At 42.3% G+C, this 14,821-nt stretch carries 14 protein-coding genes; all 14 read left to right on the top strand.

Annotated features, from left to right (window positions below; genetic code table 11):
• Positions 1-570 precede the first annotated feature (570 nt).
• The 14 genes from ADH54_RS04100 to ADH54_RS04035 all read left to right on the top strand — a co-directional run bounded on the left by ADH54_RS04100 (position 571) and on the right by ADH54_RS04035 (position 14,699).
• Positions 571-777, top strand: coding sequence for a hypothetical protein (locus ADH54_RS04100; RefSeq protein WP_049524142.1), 207 nt, complete (start codon positions 571-573; stop codon positions 775-777).
• Positions 774-965 (top strand): hypothetical protein, encoded by a 192-nt coding sequence (locus tag ADH54_RS04095; RefSeq protein WP_049524141.1) that lies wholly within the window; start codon positions 774-776, stop codon positions 963-965. Before ADH54_RS04100 ends, ADH54_RS04095 begins: the two co-directional genes overlap by 4 nt.
• Positions 952-1,836 carry an ABC transporter ATP-binding protein gene (locus ADH54_RS04090; RefSeq protein WP_049524140.1) on the top strand — a complete coding sequence of 295 codons (885 nt, stop codon included), beginning with the start codon at positions 952-954 and terminating at the stop codon, positions 1,834-1,836. Before ADH54_RS04095 ends, ADH54_RS04090 begins: the two co-directional genes overlap by 14 nt.
• Before the next feature lies 1 nt (position 1,837).
• Complete coding sequence (locus tag ADH54_RS04085; RefSeq protein ID WP_049524139.1) at positions 1,838-2,575, top strand: ABC transporter permease; 738 nt, start codon at positions 1,838-1,840, stop codon at positions 2,573-2,575.
• The gene (locus tag ADH54_RS04080; protein WP_049524138.1) at positions 2,575-3,672 is read left to right on the top strand and encodes a sensor histidine kinase; all 1,098 of its coding nucleotides are present in this window, start codon (positions 2,575-2,577) and stop codon (positions 3,670-3,672) included. Before ADH54_RS04085 ends, ADH54_RS04080 begins: the two co-directional genes overlap by 1 nt.
• The gene (locus ADH54_RS04075) at positions 3,673-4,272 is read left to right on the top strand and encodes a response regulator transcription factor (protein WP_049524137.1); all 600 of its coding nucleotides are present in this window, start codon (positions 3,673-3,675) and stop codon (positions 4,270-4,272) included. It begins immediately after the preceding gene.
• Positions 4,273-4,586: 314 nt separating this feature from the next.
• Positions 4,587-5,000, top strand: coding sequence for a 30S ribosomal protein S12 (rpsL, locus tag ADH54_RS04070; protein ID WP_001142332.1), 414 nt, complete (start codon positions 4,587-4,589; stop codon positions 4,998-5,000).
• 19 nt (positions 5,001-5,019) lie between these two features.
• Positions 5,020-5,490 carry a 30S ribosomal protein S7 gene (gene rpsG / locus ADH54_RS04065; protein WP_000087873.1) on the top strand — a complete coding sequence of 157 codons (471 nt, stop codon included), beginning with the start codon at positions 5,020-5,022 and terminating at the stop codon, positions 5,488-5,490.
• A 248-nt stretch (positions 5,491-5,738) separates the two neighbouring features.
• Positions 5,739-7,820, top strand: coding sequence for an elongation factor G (gene fusA / locus ADH54_RS04060; protein ID WP_000090348.1), 2,082 nt, complete (start codon positions 5,739-5,741; stop codon positions 7,818-7,820).
• A 103-nt stretch (positions 7,821-7,923) separates the two neighbouring features.
• A complete protein-coding gene (locus ADH54_RS04055) occupies positions 7,924-12,315 on the top strand; it encodes a PolC-type DNA polymerase III (RefSeq protein WP_049524136.1) in 4,392 nt (1,463 codons plus the stop codon).
• Between the two features lie 37 nt (positions 12,316-12,352).
• Positions 12,353-13,030, top strand: coding sequence for a hypothetical protein (locus tag ADH54_RS04050; protein ID WP_049524135.1), 678 nt, complete (start codon positions 12,353-12,355; stop codon positions 13,028-13,030).
• On the top strand, positions 13,020-13,196 hold the full coding sequence (locus tag ADH54_RS12165) for a hypothetical protein (protein WP_193389692.1): 177 nt from the start codon (positions 13,020-13,022) through the stop codon (positions 13,194-13,196). Before ADH54_RS04050 ends, ADH54_RS12165 begins: the two co-directional genes overlap by 11 nt.
• A gap of 21 nt (positions 13,197-13,217) precedes the next feature.
• Positions 13,218-14,459: an aminopeptidase gene (locus tag ADH54_RS04040; protein WP_049524134.1), complete on the top strand. Its 1,242-nt coding sequence runs from the start codon at positions 13,218-13,220 to the stop codon at positions 14,457-14,459.
• Between the two features lie 9 nt (positions 14,460-14,468).
• Positions 14,469-14,699, top strand: coding sequence for a GlsB/YeaQ/YmgE family stress response membrane protein (locus ADH54_RS04035; protein WP_000580443.1), 231 nt, complete (start codon positions 14,469-14,471; stop codon positions 14,697-14,699).
• Positions 14,700-14,821 lie beyond the last annotated feature (122 nt).

Raw genomic sequence — 14,821 nt, 5'->3', positions numbered from 1 at the left:
AGCTTGGTAGAGTACTTGGTTTGGGACCAAGGTGTCGCAGGTTCGAATCCTGTCTTCCCGATACATTACAGAGATATGTGAATGTGTATTTTTAAAACTAGGTATTATATACATTAAGAGAGGATCAGCTTGGTTCTCTCTTTTTTGATTTTCAGTAAGAGAGGATCAGTTTGCTTCTCTCTTTTTTGATTTTCAGTAATTCATTTTGGCAGCGTATACTTTTTGTTTCCAGTCTTTTCAATAAATAACGTAGTTTAGGTATCCACATTGAAATTTAACAGATTTTATAACTCTTATAAATTTTAGGGTTTTGTTCAACATATAATATATGTGTTTGTCTGATGAAAATTTCTACTCTTTTTGATTTTAAATAAGTATTAGTTTACATTATAGTGTGAATGGGGTTTGATATCTCTTTTGAGGAAGTTGCCTTAGATTTTTCTAATTGTGTTTTATTGTATAGCGTATCTTGCTTGTTTTGAACAGAACTTTTTATGACATTTGTCATATTTCCTAGTGACAGAAGCATCTAGCTCCGCAAACTTCAAAAGTCTATAATTGTAGTATGAAATGGAGGAAGAAGAGATGAGAAATAAAATGATTATCGTTATAAGTCTAGTAGCAGCAGGAGTCATGACTTATCTCATGTTTTCAGGATTAGATGAAGAATTTTATCATTTTCCTTGGGAGGTCTTTGCTGGCTTTGGAATGATGTCTTGGCTTGTTAGAGAAGGTTTGAAATTAGTCGGAGATGTGAAAAAGGAGTTTGAAAAATGAAAAAAGTTCCCTATCTTTTTATCGGTCTGTCCCTCTTGGTATGGTTAGTGGAAATGTTTACAGGTTGGTTTGATCAAGCTTTCCTTCACCAAGCCATCCGCGGTGCCTGGGGATTAGGATTTATGATTTTTATCGCCTTTCCGATGGAAAAGGAGTTGCTGAAAGGAGAGTATCATGAACATGATTAAGGTAGAAAGCCTAAATAAAAACATCAAGGGCAAGACTATTTTAAAGGATATTTCCTTTGAGGTAGCTGAAGGTGAATGCGTCGCCTTGATTGGGCCAAATGGTGCTGGAAAGACCACACTCTTGGACTGTTTGCTTGGAGATAAACTGGTCACCAGCGGGCAAGTATCTATCCAAGGCTTGCCAGTGACGAGTTCTCAGTTAGACTATATTAGAGGCTACCTGCCTCAAGAGAATGTAATCGTTCAGAAACTAAAGGTGAAAGAGTTGATTGCTTTCTTTCAAAGCATTTACCCAAATCCCTTGAGCAACCAGGAAATCGATCAACTATTGCAGTTTGACCAGCAACAAAAAGAGCAATTCGCAGAAAAATTGTCAGGTGGACAAAAGCGTCTCTTCTCTTTTGTCTTGACCTTGATTGGGCGACCAAAGCTTATCTTTTTAGATGAGCCTACTGCGTCCATGGATACCTCAACTCGTCAACGTTTTTGGGAAATTGTTCAGAACCTAAAAGCACAAGGAGTCACCATTCTCTATTCATCCCATTATATTGAAGAGGTAGAGCATACAGCTGACCGAATCTTGGTCTTGAATAAGGGAGAGTTGATTCGTGATACAACACCTCTAGCCATGCGTAGTGAGGAGATTGAAAAGCATTTTATCCTTCCGCTAGCTTACAAGGAAGTCGTTGAGAAGTCAGTCTTGGTTGAAAGGTGGGTACAAAAACAAGATGCTCTGCAAGTAGTCACACGCGAAGCGGATGCTTTCTGGGAACGGTTAGTTCAAGCAGGATGTAGAATACAAGAAATTGAAGTCAATAATCGTAGTTTGCTGGATACAATCTTTGAAGAAACGCAAAAAGGAGATGACTAAGATGAAACGATGGATAGCATTAAATAAGATAGAATTTTTATTGACCAAACGGCAACTCGTCTATTATTTATTATCCGTAGGGATGCCGACAGCCTTCTATTTATTCTTTTCTGGCATGTACCAGGAGACACCAGGTGGACCCGCGAATTTTATGCGTGATTATCTTATCTCCATGACTGCCTTTTCCATGATGTCGACCGCTATCTTTTCATTCCCAGCTGTCTTACATACCGATAAGATGAACAACTGGCAGAAAACATTGCGTCATAGCCCTGTAAATATGGTAGAATATTATCTATCAAAGATAACAAGTATGATGGTTGATTATTTGGTCTCAATCCTGGTTGTTTTCTCAGTTGGGCACTTGGTCAGAGGTGTGGATATGCCTTTAGGAAGCTGGGTTGGGGCTGCACTCTTGCTGATAGTTGGAAGTGTAGCTTTTGTAGCACTTGGCTTAACCTTGACGCTGTTACCAACTAGTCAGCTGATGTCTGTCGTGGGTAATCTTCTTTATCTAGGATTGGCTGTTTTAGGTGGACTTTGGATGCCTATCTCTTTATTTCCAGACTGGATGCAAGCAGTCGGTAAGTGTCTCCCGACCTATCAGTTGATGGAGTTGCTCAAGACCTTCTTAAACGAGGGTGGTATCAATCTATCAGCCACAGTTTATTTACTTGTTTTTTCAGCAGTTTTGTTTGGTTTGACCATTTACCTTCAAGGTCATAAGGAGAATGCTTAATGCTTGAAAGACTGAAAAGCATACATTATATGTTCTGGGTCAGTTTAATTTTTATGATTTTCCCCGTCCTACCTGTAGTGACTGGGTGGCTTCCTGTCTGGCATTTATTGATTGATATTCTATTTGTAGTGGCGTATTTGGGTGTTTTAACAACTAAGAATCAGCGCCTATCTTGGCTTTTCTGGGGCATCATGCTGGTCTATGTAGCTGGGAACACTGCCTTTGTTGCTGTAAATTATATCTGGTTCTTCTTTTTCCTTTCCAATCTCTTAATTTATCATTTCAGCGTAGGTGGTTTAAAGTCTTTACATGTCTGGACTTTTCTTCTTGCTCAAGTCCTTGCTGTGGGACAACTTTTGATTATTCAGAGAATCGAAGTTGAGTTTCTATTCTATCTACTTGTAATTCTTGCTTTTGTCGATTTGATGACTTTTGGTTCGGTTCGGATTCGTATTGTGGAGGATTTGAAAGACGCGCAGGCCAAGCAAAATGCCCAGATAAATCTCTTGCTAGCTGAAAATGAACGTAGTCGTATCGGTCAGGATTTGCATGATAGTCTGGGACATACCTTTGCTATGCTGAGTGTCAAAACGGATCTAGCCTTGCAGTTATTTCAGATGGAGGCTTATCCACAGGTGGAAAAGGAATTAAAAGAAATTCACCAGATAAGCAAGGATTCCATGAATGAAGTGCGAACCATTGTGGAAAATCTGAAATCACGGACCTTATCATCAGAACTTGAAACTGTCAAAAAGATGCTAGAGATTGCTGGAATTGAGGTGGAAACGGCTAATCAACTAGATACTGCTAGCCTTACTCAGGAATTGGAGTCAACGGCTTCCATGATTTTGCTTGAGTTAGTAACCAATATCATCAAACATGCCAATGCATCTAAAGTTTATTTAAAATTAGATCGGACAGAGAAGGAGCTCATTCTAACAGTAAGTGATGATGGCTGTGGTTTTACTTCTATAAAAGGGAATGAGCTCCATACAGTTCGAGATCGTGTCCTTCCATTTTCGGGAGAGGTAAAGGTGATTAGTCACAAACAACCGACAGAAGTTCAGGTTCGACTAGCTTATAAGGAGAGAATGTAGATGAAAGTATTAGTAGCAGAAGATCAAAGTATGTTGCGAGATGCTATGTGTCAATTGCTCACGCTTCAATCGGACGTGGAGTCTGTTCTTCAAGCCAAGAATGGGCAAGAAGCAATCCAGCTATTAGAAAAGGAGTCTGTAGATATCGCCATCCTCGACGTAGAAATGCCTGTTAAGACAGGTCTTGAAGTCTTGGAGTGGATACGAGCAGAAAAGCTTGAAACAAAGGTGGTTGTAGTGACGACCTTCAAGCGCCCAGGGTATTTTGAACGTGCGGTCAAGGCTGGAGTGGATGCTTATGTATTAAAGGAACGAAGCATTGCAGATCTCATGCAAACCTTGCACACCGTCCTCGCAGGACGTAAGGAATATTCGCCTGAATTGATGGAAGTGGTGATGACTCATCCCAATCCATTAACAGAGCAAGAAATCGCAGTTTTAAAAGGAATCGCTCAGGGCTTCTCTAATCAAGAAATTGCAGACAAACTCTATCTATCCAACGGAACAGTCCGAAACTATGTCACCAATATTCTTTCAAAACTAGATGCAGGTAATCGAACAGAGGCGGCTAATATCGCGAAAGAATTTGGTTGGTTGTGATACTATCTTAACTCGAAAACCATTATGTGTTAAAATTGATGGGATTGAATGGAACAATACTAACTTTAGGAGGGTGAGATTCCTCCTTTTTCTTTTTTGGGGGAGCACCACAAAAGAGCTAAAATTAACAATAAAAAAGAAAAATATCTTGACAACCAATGGAAAATTTTGTTACAATAATAGACGGTACTTTTTACTTTTGGTCTCTCAAGAGTGTACAGGGACGTGCTGACAAATGTTGCAAAAGTACACACAGATGATAACTGTCACCAAGTGTATCATCACCAAAAATAAAAAAACACAGGAGAATGTAGATGCCTACAATTAACCAATTGGTTCGCAAACCGCGTAAATCAAAAGTAGAAAAATCTAAATCACCAGCTTTGAACGTTGGTTACAACAGTCATAAAAAAGTTCAAACAAACGTTTCTTCACCACAAAAACGTGGTGTTGCAACTCGTGTTGGAACAATGACACCTAAAAAACCTAACTCAGCCCTTCGTAAATTCGCTCGTGTACGTTTGAGCAACCTTATCGAAGTTACTGCCTACATCCCAGGTATCGGACACAACTTGCAAGAGCACAGCGTGGTGCTTCTTCGTGGTGGACGTGTAAAAGACCTTCCAGGGGTACGTTACCATATCGTCCGTGGTGCACTTGATACTGCAGGTGTTAACGATCGTAAACAAGGCCGTTCTAAATACGGTACTAAACGTCCAAAAGCATAAGGAAAGGGGATAAAGAGAAATGAGTCGTAAAAATAGAGCTCCAAAACGTGACGTATTGCCAGATCCGCTTTACAATTCACAACTAGTTACTCGTCTTATCAACCGCGTTATGCTTGACGGTAAACGTGGTACAGCTGCTTCAATCGTTTACGGTGCCTTTGAGCAAATCAAAGAAGCTACTGGAAACGATGCACTTGAAGTATTTGAAACAGCTATGGAAAACATCATGCCTGTACTTGAAGTACGTGCACGTCGTGTTGGTGGTTCTAACTACCAAGTCCCAGTTGAAGTTCGTCCAGAACGTCGTACAACACTTGGACTTCGTTGGTTGGTAACAATCGCTCGTCTTCGTGGTGAACACACAATGCAAGACCGTCTTGCAAAAGAAATCTTGGATGCTGCTAACAACACTGGTGCAGCAGTTAAGAAACGTGAAGACACTCACCGTATGGCTGAAGCTAACCGTGCATTCGCACACTTCCGTTGGTAAGATTAAGATACTAAGGGCGTTAAAAAAGCGACTGAAAATTAGGAAGCTTGACGAAGAATCGAAGATTCTAGGAGAGCTTATCTATTTTCCAAGCTTTTAGCCCGAGTTCGATTCAATTTGTAAATCTACAAGTTAAAACCAACAATAGCATGGAAACATTGAGAACGGGTAGGTCCTGCCTATCCGTTTTTATTAAAATCGTGTTATAATAGAATAGAAATCAAAAATAAATAGGAGAAACAAACCTCATGGCACGCGAATTTTCACTTGAAAAAACTCGTAATATCGGTATCATGGCTCACGTCGATGCTGGTAAAACAACAACTACTGAGCGTATTCTTTACTACACTGGTAAAATCCACAAAATCGGTGAAACTCACGAAGGTGCGTCACAAATGGACTGGATGGAGCAAGAGCAAGAGCGTGGTATCACTATCACATCTGCTGCGACAACAGCTCAATGGAACAACCACCGCGTAAACATCATCGACACACCAGGACACGTGGACTTCACAATCGAAGTACAACGTTCTCTTCGTGTATTGGATGGTGCGGTTACCGTTCTTGACTCACAATCAGGTGTTGAGCCTCAAACTGAAACAGTTTGGCGTCAAGCAACTGAGTATGGAGTTCCACGTATCGTATTTGCCAACAAAATGGACAAAATCGGTGCGGACTTCCTTTACTCTGTAAGCACACTTCACGATCGTCTTCAAGCAAATGCACACCCAATCCAATTGCCAATCGGTTCTGAAGATGACTTCCGTGGTATCATCGACTTGATCAAGATGAAAGCTGAAATCTATACTAACGACCTTGGTACAGATATCCTTGAAGAAGACATCCCAGCTGAATACCTTGACCAAGCTCAAGAATACCGTGAAAAATTGATCGAAGCAGTTGCTGAAACTGACGAAGAATTGATGATGAAATACCTCGAAGGTGAAGAAATCACTAACGAAGAATTGAAAGCTGGTATCCGTAAAGCGACTATCAACGTTGAATTCTTCCCAGTATTGTGTGGTTCTGCCTTCAAAAACAAAGGTGTTCAATTGATGCTTGATGCGGTTATTGACTACCTTCCAAGCCCACTTGACATCCCAGCAATCAAAGGTATTAACCCAGATACAGACGAAGAAGAAACTCGTCCAGCATCTGACGAAGAGCCATTTGCAGCTCTTGCCTTCAAGATCATGACTGACCCATTCGTAGGTCGTTTGACATTCTTCCGTGTTTACTCAGGTGTTCTTCAATCAGGTTCATACGTATTGAACACTTCTAAAGGTAAACGTGAACGTATCGGACGTATCCTTCAAATGCACGCTAACAGCCGTCAAGAAATCGACACTGTTTACTCAGGTGATATTGCTGCTGCCGTTGGTTTGAAAGATACTACAACTGGTGACTCATTGACAGATGAAAAAGCTAAAATCATTCTTGAGTCAATCAACGTTCCAGAACCAGTTATCCAATTGATGGTTGAGCCAAAATCTAAAGCTGATCAAGATAAGATGGGTATCGCCCTTCAAAAATTGGCTGAAGAAGATCCAACATTCCGCGTTGAAACAAACGTTGAAACTGGTGAAACAGTTATCTCTGGTATGGGTGAGCTTCACCTTGACGTCCTTGTTGACCGTATGCGTCGTGAGTTCAAAGTTGAAGCGAACGTAGGTGCTCCACAAGTATCTTACCGTGAAACATTCCGTGCTTCTACTCAAGCACGTGGATTCTTCAAACGTCAGTCTGGTGGTAAAGGTCAATTCGGTGATGTATGGATTGAATTTACTCCAAACGAAGAAGGTAAAGGATTCGAATTCGAAAACGCAATCGTCGGTGGTGTGGTTCCTCGTGAATTTATCCCAGCGGTTGAAAAAGGTTTGGTAGAATCTATGGCTAACGGTGTTCTTGCAGGTTACCCAATGGTTGACGTTAAAGCTAAGCTTTACGATGGTTCATACCACGATGTCGACTCATCTGAAACTGCCTTCAAGATCGCGGCTTCACTTGCACTTAAAGAAGCTGCTAAATCAGCACAACCAGCTATCCTTGAGCCAATGATGCTTGTAACAATCACTGTTCCAGAAGAAAACCTTGGTGATGTTATGGGTCACGTAACTGCTCGTCGTGGACGTGTAGATGGTATGGAAGCACACGGTAACAGCCAAATCGTTCGTGCTTATGTTCCACTTGCTGAAATGTTCGGTTACGCAACAGTTCTTCGTTCTGCATCTCAAGGACGTGGTACATTCATGATGGTATTTGACCACTACGAAGATGTACCTAAGTCAGTACAAGAAGAAATCATTAAGAAAAACAAAGGTGAAGACTAATCAGTTCTCACTCTAGAAGGAAGTCACTTAGTGGCTTCCTTTTGTCTTTAGAAAATACCTCTAAATATGGTAAAATAGTAGGAGAATAATGTGAGGAAAATGAATGTCAAATAGTTTTGAAATTTTGATGAATCAACTGGGGATGCCTGCTGAAATGAGACAGGCTCCTGCTTTATCGCAGGCTGATATTGAGCGAGTTGTAGTTCATAAAATTAGTAAGGTATGGGAGTTTCATTTTGTATTTTCTAATATTTTACCAATTGAAATCTTTTTAGAATTAAAGAAGGGTTTAAGCGAAGAATTTTCTAAGACAGGCAATAAAGCTGTTTTTGAAATCAAGGCTCTGTCTCAAGATTTTTCAAACCAACTCTTGCAGGACTACTATAAAGAGGCTTTTTCTGAGGGGCCATGTGCTAGTCAAGGTTTTAAGTCCCTTTATCAAAATCTGCAAGTTCGTGCTGAGGGAAATCAACTCTTTATTGAGGGTTCTGAGGCGATTGATAAGGAACACTTTAAGAAGAATCATCTTCCTAATTTAGCCAAACAACTTGAAAAATTTGGCTTTCCAACTTTTAACTGTCAGGTCGAGAAGAATGATATCCTAACCCAGGAGCAGGAAGAGGCCTTTCATGCTGAAAATGAGCAGATTGTTCAAGCAGCCAATGAAGAAGCGCTTCGTGCTATGGAACAGCTAGAACAGATGGCACCACCTCCAGCGGAAGAAAAACCAGCCTTTGATTTTCAGGCCAAAAAGGCTGCGGCTAAGCCAAAGCTGGACAAGGCGGAGATTACTCCTATGATCGAAGTGACGACGGAGGAAAATCGTTTGGTCTTTGAAGGGGTTGTTTTTGATGTGGAGCAAAAAGTAACCAGAACAGGGCGTGTTTTGATCAACTTTAAAATGACAGACTATACTTCCAGTTTTTCGATGCAAAAGTGGGTTAAAAATGAGGAAGAAGCTCAGAAATTTGACCTTATCAAGAAGAATTCTTGGCTCCGAGTTCGTGGGAATGTGGAGATGAATAACTTCACACGCGATTTGACTATGAACGTGCAGGATGTGCAGGAAGTTGTTCACTATGAGCGGAAGGATTTGATGCCAGAAGGTGAGCGTCGGGTTGAGTTTCATGCTCATACTAATATGTCGACCATGGATGCTCTACCAGAGGTCGAAGAAATCGTTGTGACAGCTGCTAAGTGGGGACACAAGGCTGTTGCTATCACGGACCATGGGAATGTCCAGTCCTTCCCACACGGCTATAAGGCGGCCAAAAAAGCGGGAATCCAGCTAATCTATGGAATGGAAGCCAATATCGTTGAAGATCGGATTCCTATCGTTTACAATGAAGTGGAGATGGACTTGTCAGAAGCGACCTACGTTGTCTTTGACGTGGAAACGACGGGACTTTCAGCTATCTATAATGATTTGATTCAGGTTGCGGCGTCTAAGATGTACAAGGGGAATGTTATTGCCGAATTTGATGAATTTATCAATCCTGGGCATCCCTTGTCAGCCTTTACCACGGAGTTGACTGGTATTACAGATGATCATGTAAAAAATGCTAAACCACTGGAACAAGTTTTGCAAGAATTCCAAGAATTTTGCAAGGGTACGGTCCTAGTTGCCCACAATGCCACCTTTGACGTTGGCTTTATGAATGCCAACTATGAGCGTCATGGTTTGCCAAAGATTAGTCAGCCAGTTATTGATACGCTGGAGTTTGCTAGAAACCTCTATCCTGAGTATAAACGTCATGGTTTGGGGCCTTTGACCAAGCGTTTTGGTGTGGCTTTGGAACATCACCACATGGCCAACTACGATGCGGAAGCTACTGGTCGTCTGCTCTTTATCTTTATCAAAGAGGTGGCAGAAAAACATGGTGTGACCGATCTAGCTAGACTCAATATTGATTTGATTAGTCCAGATTCTTATAAAAAAGCTCGAATCAGGCATGCGACCATTTATGTCAAGAATCAGGTAGGTCTAAAAAATATCTTTAAGTTGGTTTCTTTGTCTAATACCAAGTACTTTGAAGGGGTGCCACGGATTCCGAGGACGGTTTTAGATGCCCATCGGGAAGGTCTGATTTTAGGTTCAGCTTGCTCTGAAGGTGAAGTTTTTGATGCGGTTGTTTCCCAGGGCGTGGATGCGGCGGTTGAGGTGGCCAAGTATTATGACTTTATCGAGGTCATGCCACCAGCTATCTATGCTCCCTTGATTGCCAAGGAGCAGGTCAAAGATATGGAGGAACTCCAGACCATTATCAAAAGTTTGATAGAAGTTGGAGACCGTCTTGGTAAGCCTGTTCTGGCTACGGGGAATGTCCACTATATCGAACCAGAAGAAGAGATTTACCGTGAAATTATCGTCCGTAGTTTGGGACAGGGGGCTATGATTAACCGAACTATTGGTCACGGTGAACATGCCCAACCAGCTCCTCTGCCAAAAGCCCATTTTAGAACGACCAATGAGATGTTGGATGAATTTGCCTTCTTGGGCGAGGAATTAGCTCGGAAACTAGTTATTGACAACACCAATGCCTTGGCAGAAATCTTTGAGCCTGTTGAGGTTGTTAAGGGTGACTTGTATACGCCTTTCATCGATAAGGCTGAAGAAACGGTCGCTGAGCTGACCTACAAGAAAGCTTTTGAGATTTATGGAAATCCGCTGCCAGATATCGTTGATTTGCGGATTGAAAAAGAATTAACTTCCATTCTGGGGAATGGATTTGCTGTGATTTATCTGGCTTCCCAGATGCTGGTACAACGTTCCAATGAACGGGGCTACTTGGTGGGGTCTCGTGGGTCTGTCGGATCTAGTTTCGTTGCGACCATGATTGGGATTACGGAGGTTAATCCTCTCTCTCCTCACTATGTCTGTGGTCAGTGTCAGTATAGTGAGTTTATCACGGATGGTTCTTACGGTTCAGGTTTTGATATGCCCAATAAGGACTGTCCAAACTGTGGTCACAAACTTAGCAAAAACGGACAAGATATTCCGTTCGAGACCTTCCTCGGTTTTGATGGGGACAAGGTTCCCGATATTGACTTGAACTTCTCGGGTGAAGACCAGCCAAGCGCCCACTTGGATGTGCGTGATATCTTTGGTGAGGAATATGCCTTCCGTGCAGGAACGGTTGGTACGGTGGCTGCTAAGACTGCTTATGGATTTGTCAAGGGCTATGAGCGAGATTATGGCAAGTTTTATCGTGATGCAGAGGTGGAACGTCTAGCTCAGGGAGCTGCTGGTGTCAAGCGGACAACGGGACAACACCCGGGGGGGATCGTTGTTATTCCTAACTATATGGATGTTTACGACTTTACGCCTGTTCAGTATCCAGCGGATGACGTGACAGCTGAATGGCAGACCACTCACTTTAACTTCCATGATATCGATGAGAACGTCCTCAAACTTGATGTGCTGGGACATGATGATCCGACCATGATTCGAAAACTTCAAGATTTATCTGGGATTGACCCTAATGAAATTCCTATGGATGACGAAGGCGTTATGGCCCTCTTTTCTGGGACTGATGTGCTAGGGGTAACTCCTGAACAAATTGGAACGCCTACGGGTATGTTGGGAATTCCAGAGTTTGGAACAAATTTCGTACGTGGAATGGTCGATGAAACCCATCCGACAACCTTTGCAGAGTTGCTTCAGCTTTCAGGTCTATCCCACGGTACCGACGTTTGGTTGGGTAATGCCCAAGATTTGATTAAACAAGGGATTGCGGACCTATCAACCGTTATTGGTTGTCGGGACGACATCATGGTGTACCTCATGCATGCTGGTCTCGAACCTAAGATGGCCTTTACTATCATGGAACGGGTGCGTAAGGGCTTATGGCTCAAGATTTCCGAAGAGGAACGCAATGGCTATATCGAAGCCATGAAGGCTAATAAGGTGCCAGAGTGGTATATTGAATCCTGTGGGAAAATTAAGTACATGTTCCCTAAAGCCCATGCGGCAGCCTACGTTATGATGGCCTTGCGTGTAGCTTACTTTAAGGTCCACCATCCTATTTATTACTACTGTGCTTACTTTTCCATTCGTGCTAAGGCCTTTGATATCAAGACCATGGGTGCGGGCTTGGATGCCATCAAGCGTAGAATGGAAGAAATCTCTGAAAAGCGGAAGAACAATGAAGCTTCTAATGTGGAAATCGATCTCTATACAACACTTGAGATTGTTAATGAGATGTGGGAGCGTGGTTTCAAGTTTGGAAAACTCGATCTCTACCGTAGTCAGGCGACAGAGTTCCTCATCGATGGGGACACCCTCATCCCGCCATTTGTGGCAATGGATGGTCTGGGAGAGAACGTTGCCAAGCAGCTAGTTCGAGCACGTGAAGAGGGAGAATTCCTCTCTAAAACAGAACTACGCAAGCGTGGAGGGCTCTCATCAACCTTGGTTGAAAAGATGGATGAAATGGGGATTCTGGGCAATATGCCAGAGGATAACCAGTTGAGTTTGTTTGATGAGTTGTTTTAATAGTTTGAAATGTCTTGGTAATTTTTGAGGTTGGCTAATAATGCTAAAGAAAAAAAGAGCAACACCCTGGAAACCAGGGAAAGTTATTTCTATATGTTTACGAAATGGCGTTTATGTTTTGGCGCAAATGGTGCGTGATCCCTATCTAGTATTTTTTAACCATTTTAACGAGGAAAATAATTGGGAGGGAGTGACCTTGAAAGAGGAGGATATCCTTTTTTGTAAGGCTGTTACTCGCCAGTTTCTACGCTACAGTCCTGTAACGATTGTTAAAGAAGTGAACCCCCTGTTAGATTATGAACTGCCTAAAGAATGGATTTATAGCCATATTGGAGGGCATCCTATGACTGTTTCGGTAAAGGGAAGGGAGCGCCAAGTAGCTGGTTTTGGTAGACGTTGTTCTTTGGTTCTGGCGGATAAGGACAGTGGACAACCAGAAGATAATCCACTTATGGGACTTTTCCAAGCTTATATCATACCAGATATCAAAGAACAGGATTGGGATCGGGTAGGTCAGGCTGAACATATGTCTATTGAAGTATTTCCAACACTCAACGAACGTCTCTATCTTTGCTTTCTTTATGGGAAAAATATAAATCCAGAACAAGATATCTCTTTAGGAAAACCTCTACCTGATGACTATGAAACCTATATAGATATCCTCACAAATAGTCCAGAAGCACGACGCCTCTACCTAGGAGAGCATGAAGAATAAGAAAGGATATTTCATGAAACTAAGAATTTTCGCGGAAGATAAGCCGGCTGAGAAGGTATTTGAATATCAATTAGAACTTGCTGATCAGACAATACTTCTATCAACAGCACTCTTGTCAGGTGCTATTGCTTTAGCAGGATTATTCTCTGCTTTGAAAGAAAAATAAAAATAGAAAAGAGAAAACAACATGGTTTTACCAAATTTTAAAGAAAATCTAGAAAAATATGCAAAATTATTGGTTGCAAATGGAATCAACGTGCAACCTGGTCACACTTTGGCTCTCTCTATCGATGTGGAGCAACGTGAGTTGGCTCACTTAATCGTCAAAGAAGCTTATGCCTTGGGTGCGCATGAGGTTATCGTTCAGTGGACAGATGATGTCATTAACCGTGAGAAATTCCTCCATGCGCCAATGGAGCGTCTGGACAATGTGCCAGAATACAAGATTGCTGAGATGAACTATCTCTTGGAAAATAAGGCTAGCCGTCTTGGGGTTCGTTCATCTGATCCAGGTGCCTTGAACGGAGTGGATGCTGACAAGCTATCAGCTTCTGCTAAAGCTATGGGACTTGCTATGAAGCCAATGAGAATCGCCACTCAATCCAACAAGGTTAGCTGGACTGTAGCAGCCGCTGCTGGACTTGAATGGGCCAAGAAGGTCTTTCCGAATGCTACGAGCGATGAAGAAGCAGTCGATCTCCTTTGGGACCAAATTTTCAAAACTTGCCGTGTCTACGAAGCAGATCCTGTTAAGGCTTGGGAAGAGCATGCAGCTATCCTCAAGAGCAAGGCCGATATGCTTAATAAAGAGCAATTTTCAGCTCTTCACTACACAGCGCCAGGGACCGATTTGACCCTTGGCTTGCCGAAGAACCACGTTTGGGAATCAGCTGGTGCTATCAATGCACAGGGCGAAGGATTCTTGCCAAATATGCCGACAGAGGAAGTTTTCACAGCGCCTGACTTCCGTCGCGCAGATGGTTATGTCACTTCTACAAAACCGCTTAGTTATAACGGAAACATTATTGAAGGTATTAAGGTGACCTTTAAGGATGGGCAAATCGTAGATATCACTGCAGAAAAAGGCAATCAAGTCATGAAAGACCTTGTCTTTGAAAATGCGGGTGCGCGTGCCTTGGGTGAATGTGCCTTGGTGCCAGATCCAAGCCCAATTTCTCAGTCAGGCATAACCTTCTTTAACACCCTTTTTGATGAGAATGCATCAAATCACTTGGCTATCGGTGCAGCCTATGCGACTAGCGTAGTTGGTGGAGCGGAGATGAGCGAAGAGGAGCTTGAAGCCGCGGGGCTTAACCGTTCAGATGTTCACGTAGACTTTATGATTGGTTCTAACCAAATGGATATCGATGGTATCCGTGAGGATGGGACACGTGTACCACTCTTCCGTAACGGAGATTGGGCAAATTAAGGAGACAAGATGATAGGAAGTATGTTTGTTGGTCTCCTAGTGGGATTTTTAGCAGGTGCTCTGACCAATCGTGGAGAGCGAATGGGATGTTTTGGAAAAATGTTTCTAGGATGGATTGGTGCCTTTATAGGCCACTTGCTTTTTGGGACTTGGGGACCGATAATAGCAGGAACTGCCATTATTCCGGCAGTACTAGGTTCCATGATTGTCTTAGCGATTTTCTGGAGACGAGGAAGTTAATTTCTTAAATCTGATACTCAATGAAAATCAAAGAGCAAACTAGGAAACTAGCCGCAGGCTGCTCAAAGCACTGCTTTGAGGTTGTAGATAGAACTGACGAAGTCAGCTCAAAACACTGTTTT

The organism is Streptococcus pseudopneumoniae (genome assembly GCF_001072315.1).
Lineage (GTDB): Bacteria > Bacillota > Bacilli > Lactobacillales > Streptococcaceae > Streptococcus > Streptococcus pseudopneumoniae_R.
This window is presented reverse-complemented; position numbering and strand designations above follow the sequence as displayed.

Coding starts and splice junctions, on each gene's coding strand:
- ADH54_RS04100 (WP_049524142.1), top strand. CDS start 571: ATGGAGGAAGAAGAGATGAGAAATAAAATGATTATCGTTATAAGTCTA.
- ADH54_RS04095 (WP_049524141.1), top strand. CDS start 774: ATGAAAAAAGTTCCCTATCTTTTTATCGGTCTGTCCCTCTTGGTATGG.
- ADH54_RS04090 (WP_049524140.1), top strand. CDS start 952: ATGAACATGATTAAGGTAGAAAGCCTAAATAAAAACATCAAGGGCAAG.
- ADH54_RS04085 (WP_049524139.1), top strand. CDS start 1,838: ATGAAACGATGGATAGCATTAAATAAGATAGAATTTTTATTGACCAAA.
- ADH54_RS04080 (WP_049524138.1), top strand. CDS start 2,575: ATGCTTGAAAGACTGAAAAGCATACATTATATGTTCTGGGTCAGTTTA.
- ADH54_RS04075 (WP_049524137.1), top strand. CDS start 3,673: ATGAAAGTATTAGTAGCAGAAGATCAAAGTATGTTGCGAGATGCTATG.
- rpsL (WP_001142332.1), top strand. CDS start 4,587: ATGCCTACAATTAACCAATTGGTTCGCAAACCGCGTAAATCAAAAGTA.
- rpsG (WP_000087873.1), top strand. CDS start 5,020: ATGAGTCGTAAAAATAGAGCTCCAAAACGTGACGTATTGCCAGATCCG.
- fusA (WP_000090348.1), top strand. CDS start 5,739: ATGGCACGCGAATTTTCACTTGAAAAAACTCGTAATATCGGTATCATG.
- ADH54_RS04055 (WP_049524136.1), top strand. CDS start 7,924: ATGTCAAATAGTTTTGAAATTTTGATGAATCAACTGGGGATGCCTGCT.
- ADH54_RS12165 (WP_193389692.1), top strand. CDS start 13,020: ATGAAGAATAAGAAAGGATATTTCATGAAACTAAGAATTTTCGCGGAA.
- ADH54_RS04040 (WP_049524134.1), top strand. CDS start 13,218: ATGGTTTTACCAAATTTTAAAGAAAATCTAGAAAAATATGCAAAATTA.
- ADH54_RS04035 (WP_000580443.1), top strand. CDS start 14,469: ATGATAGGAAGTATGTTTGTTGGTCTCCTAGTGGGATTTTTAGCAGGT.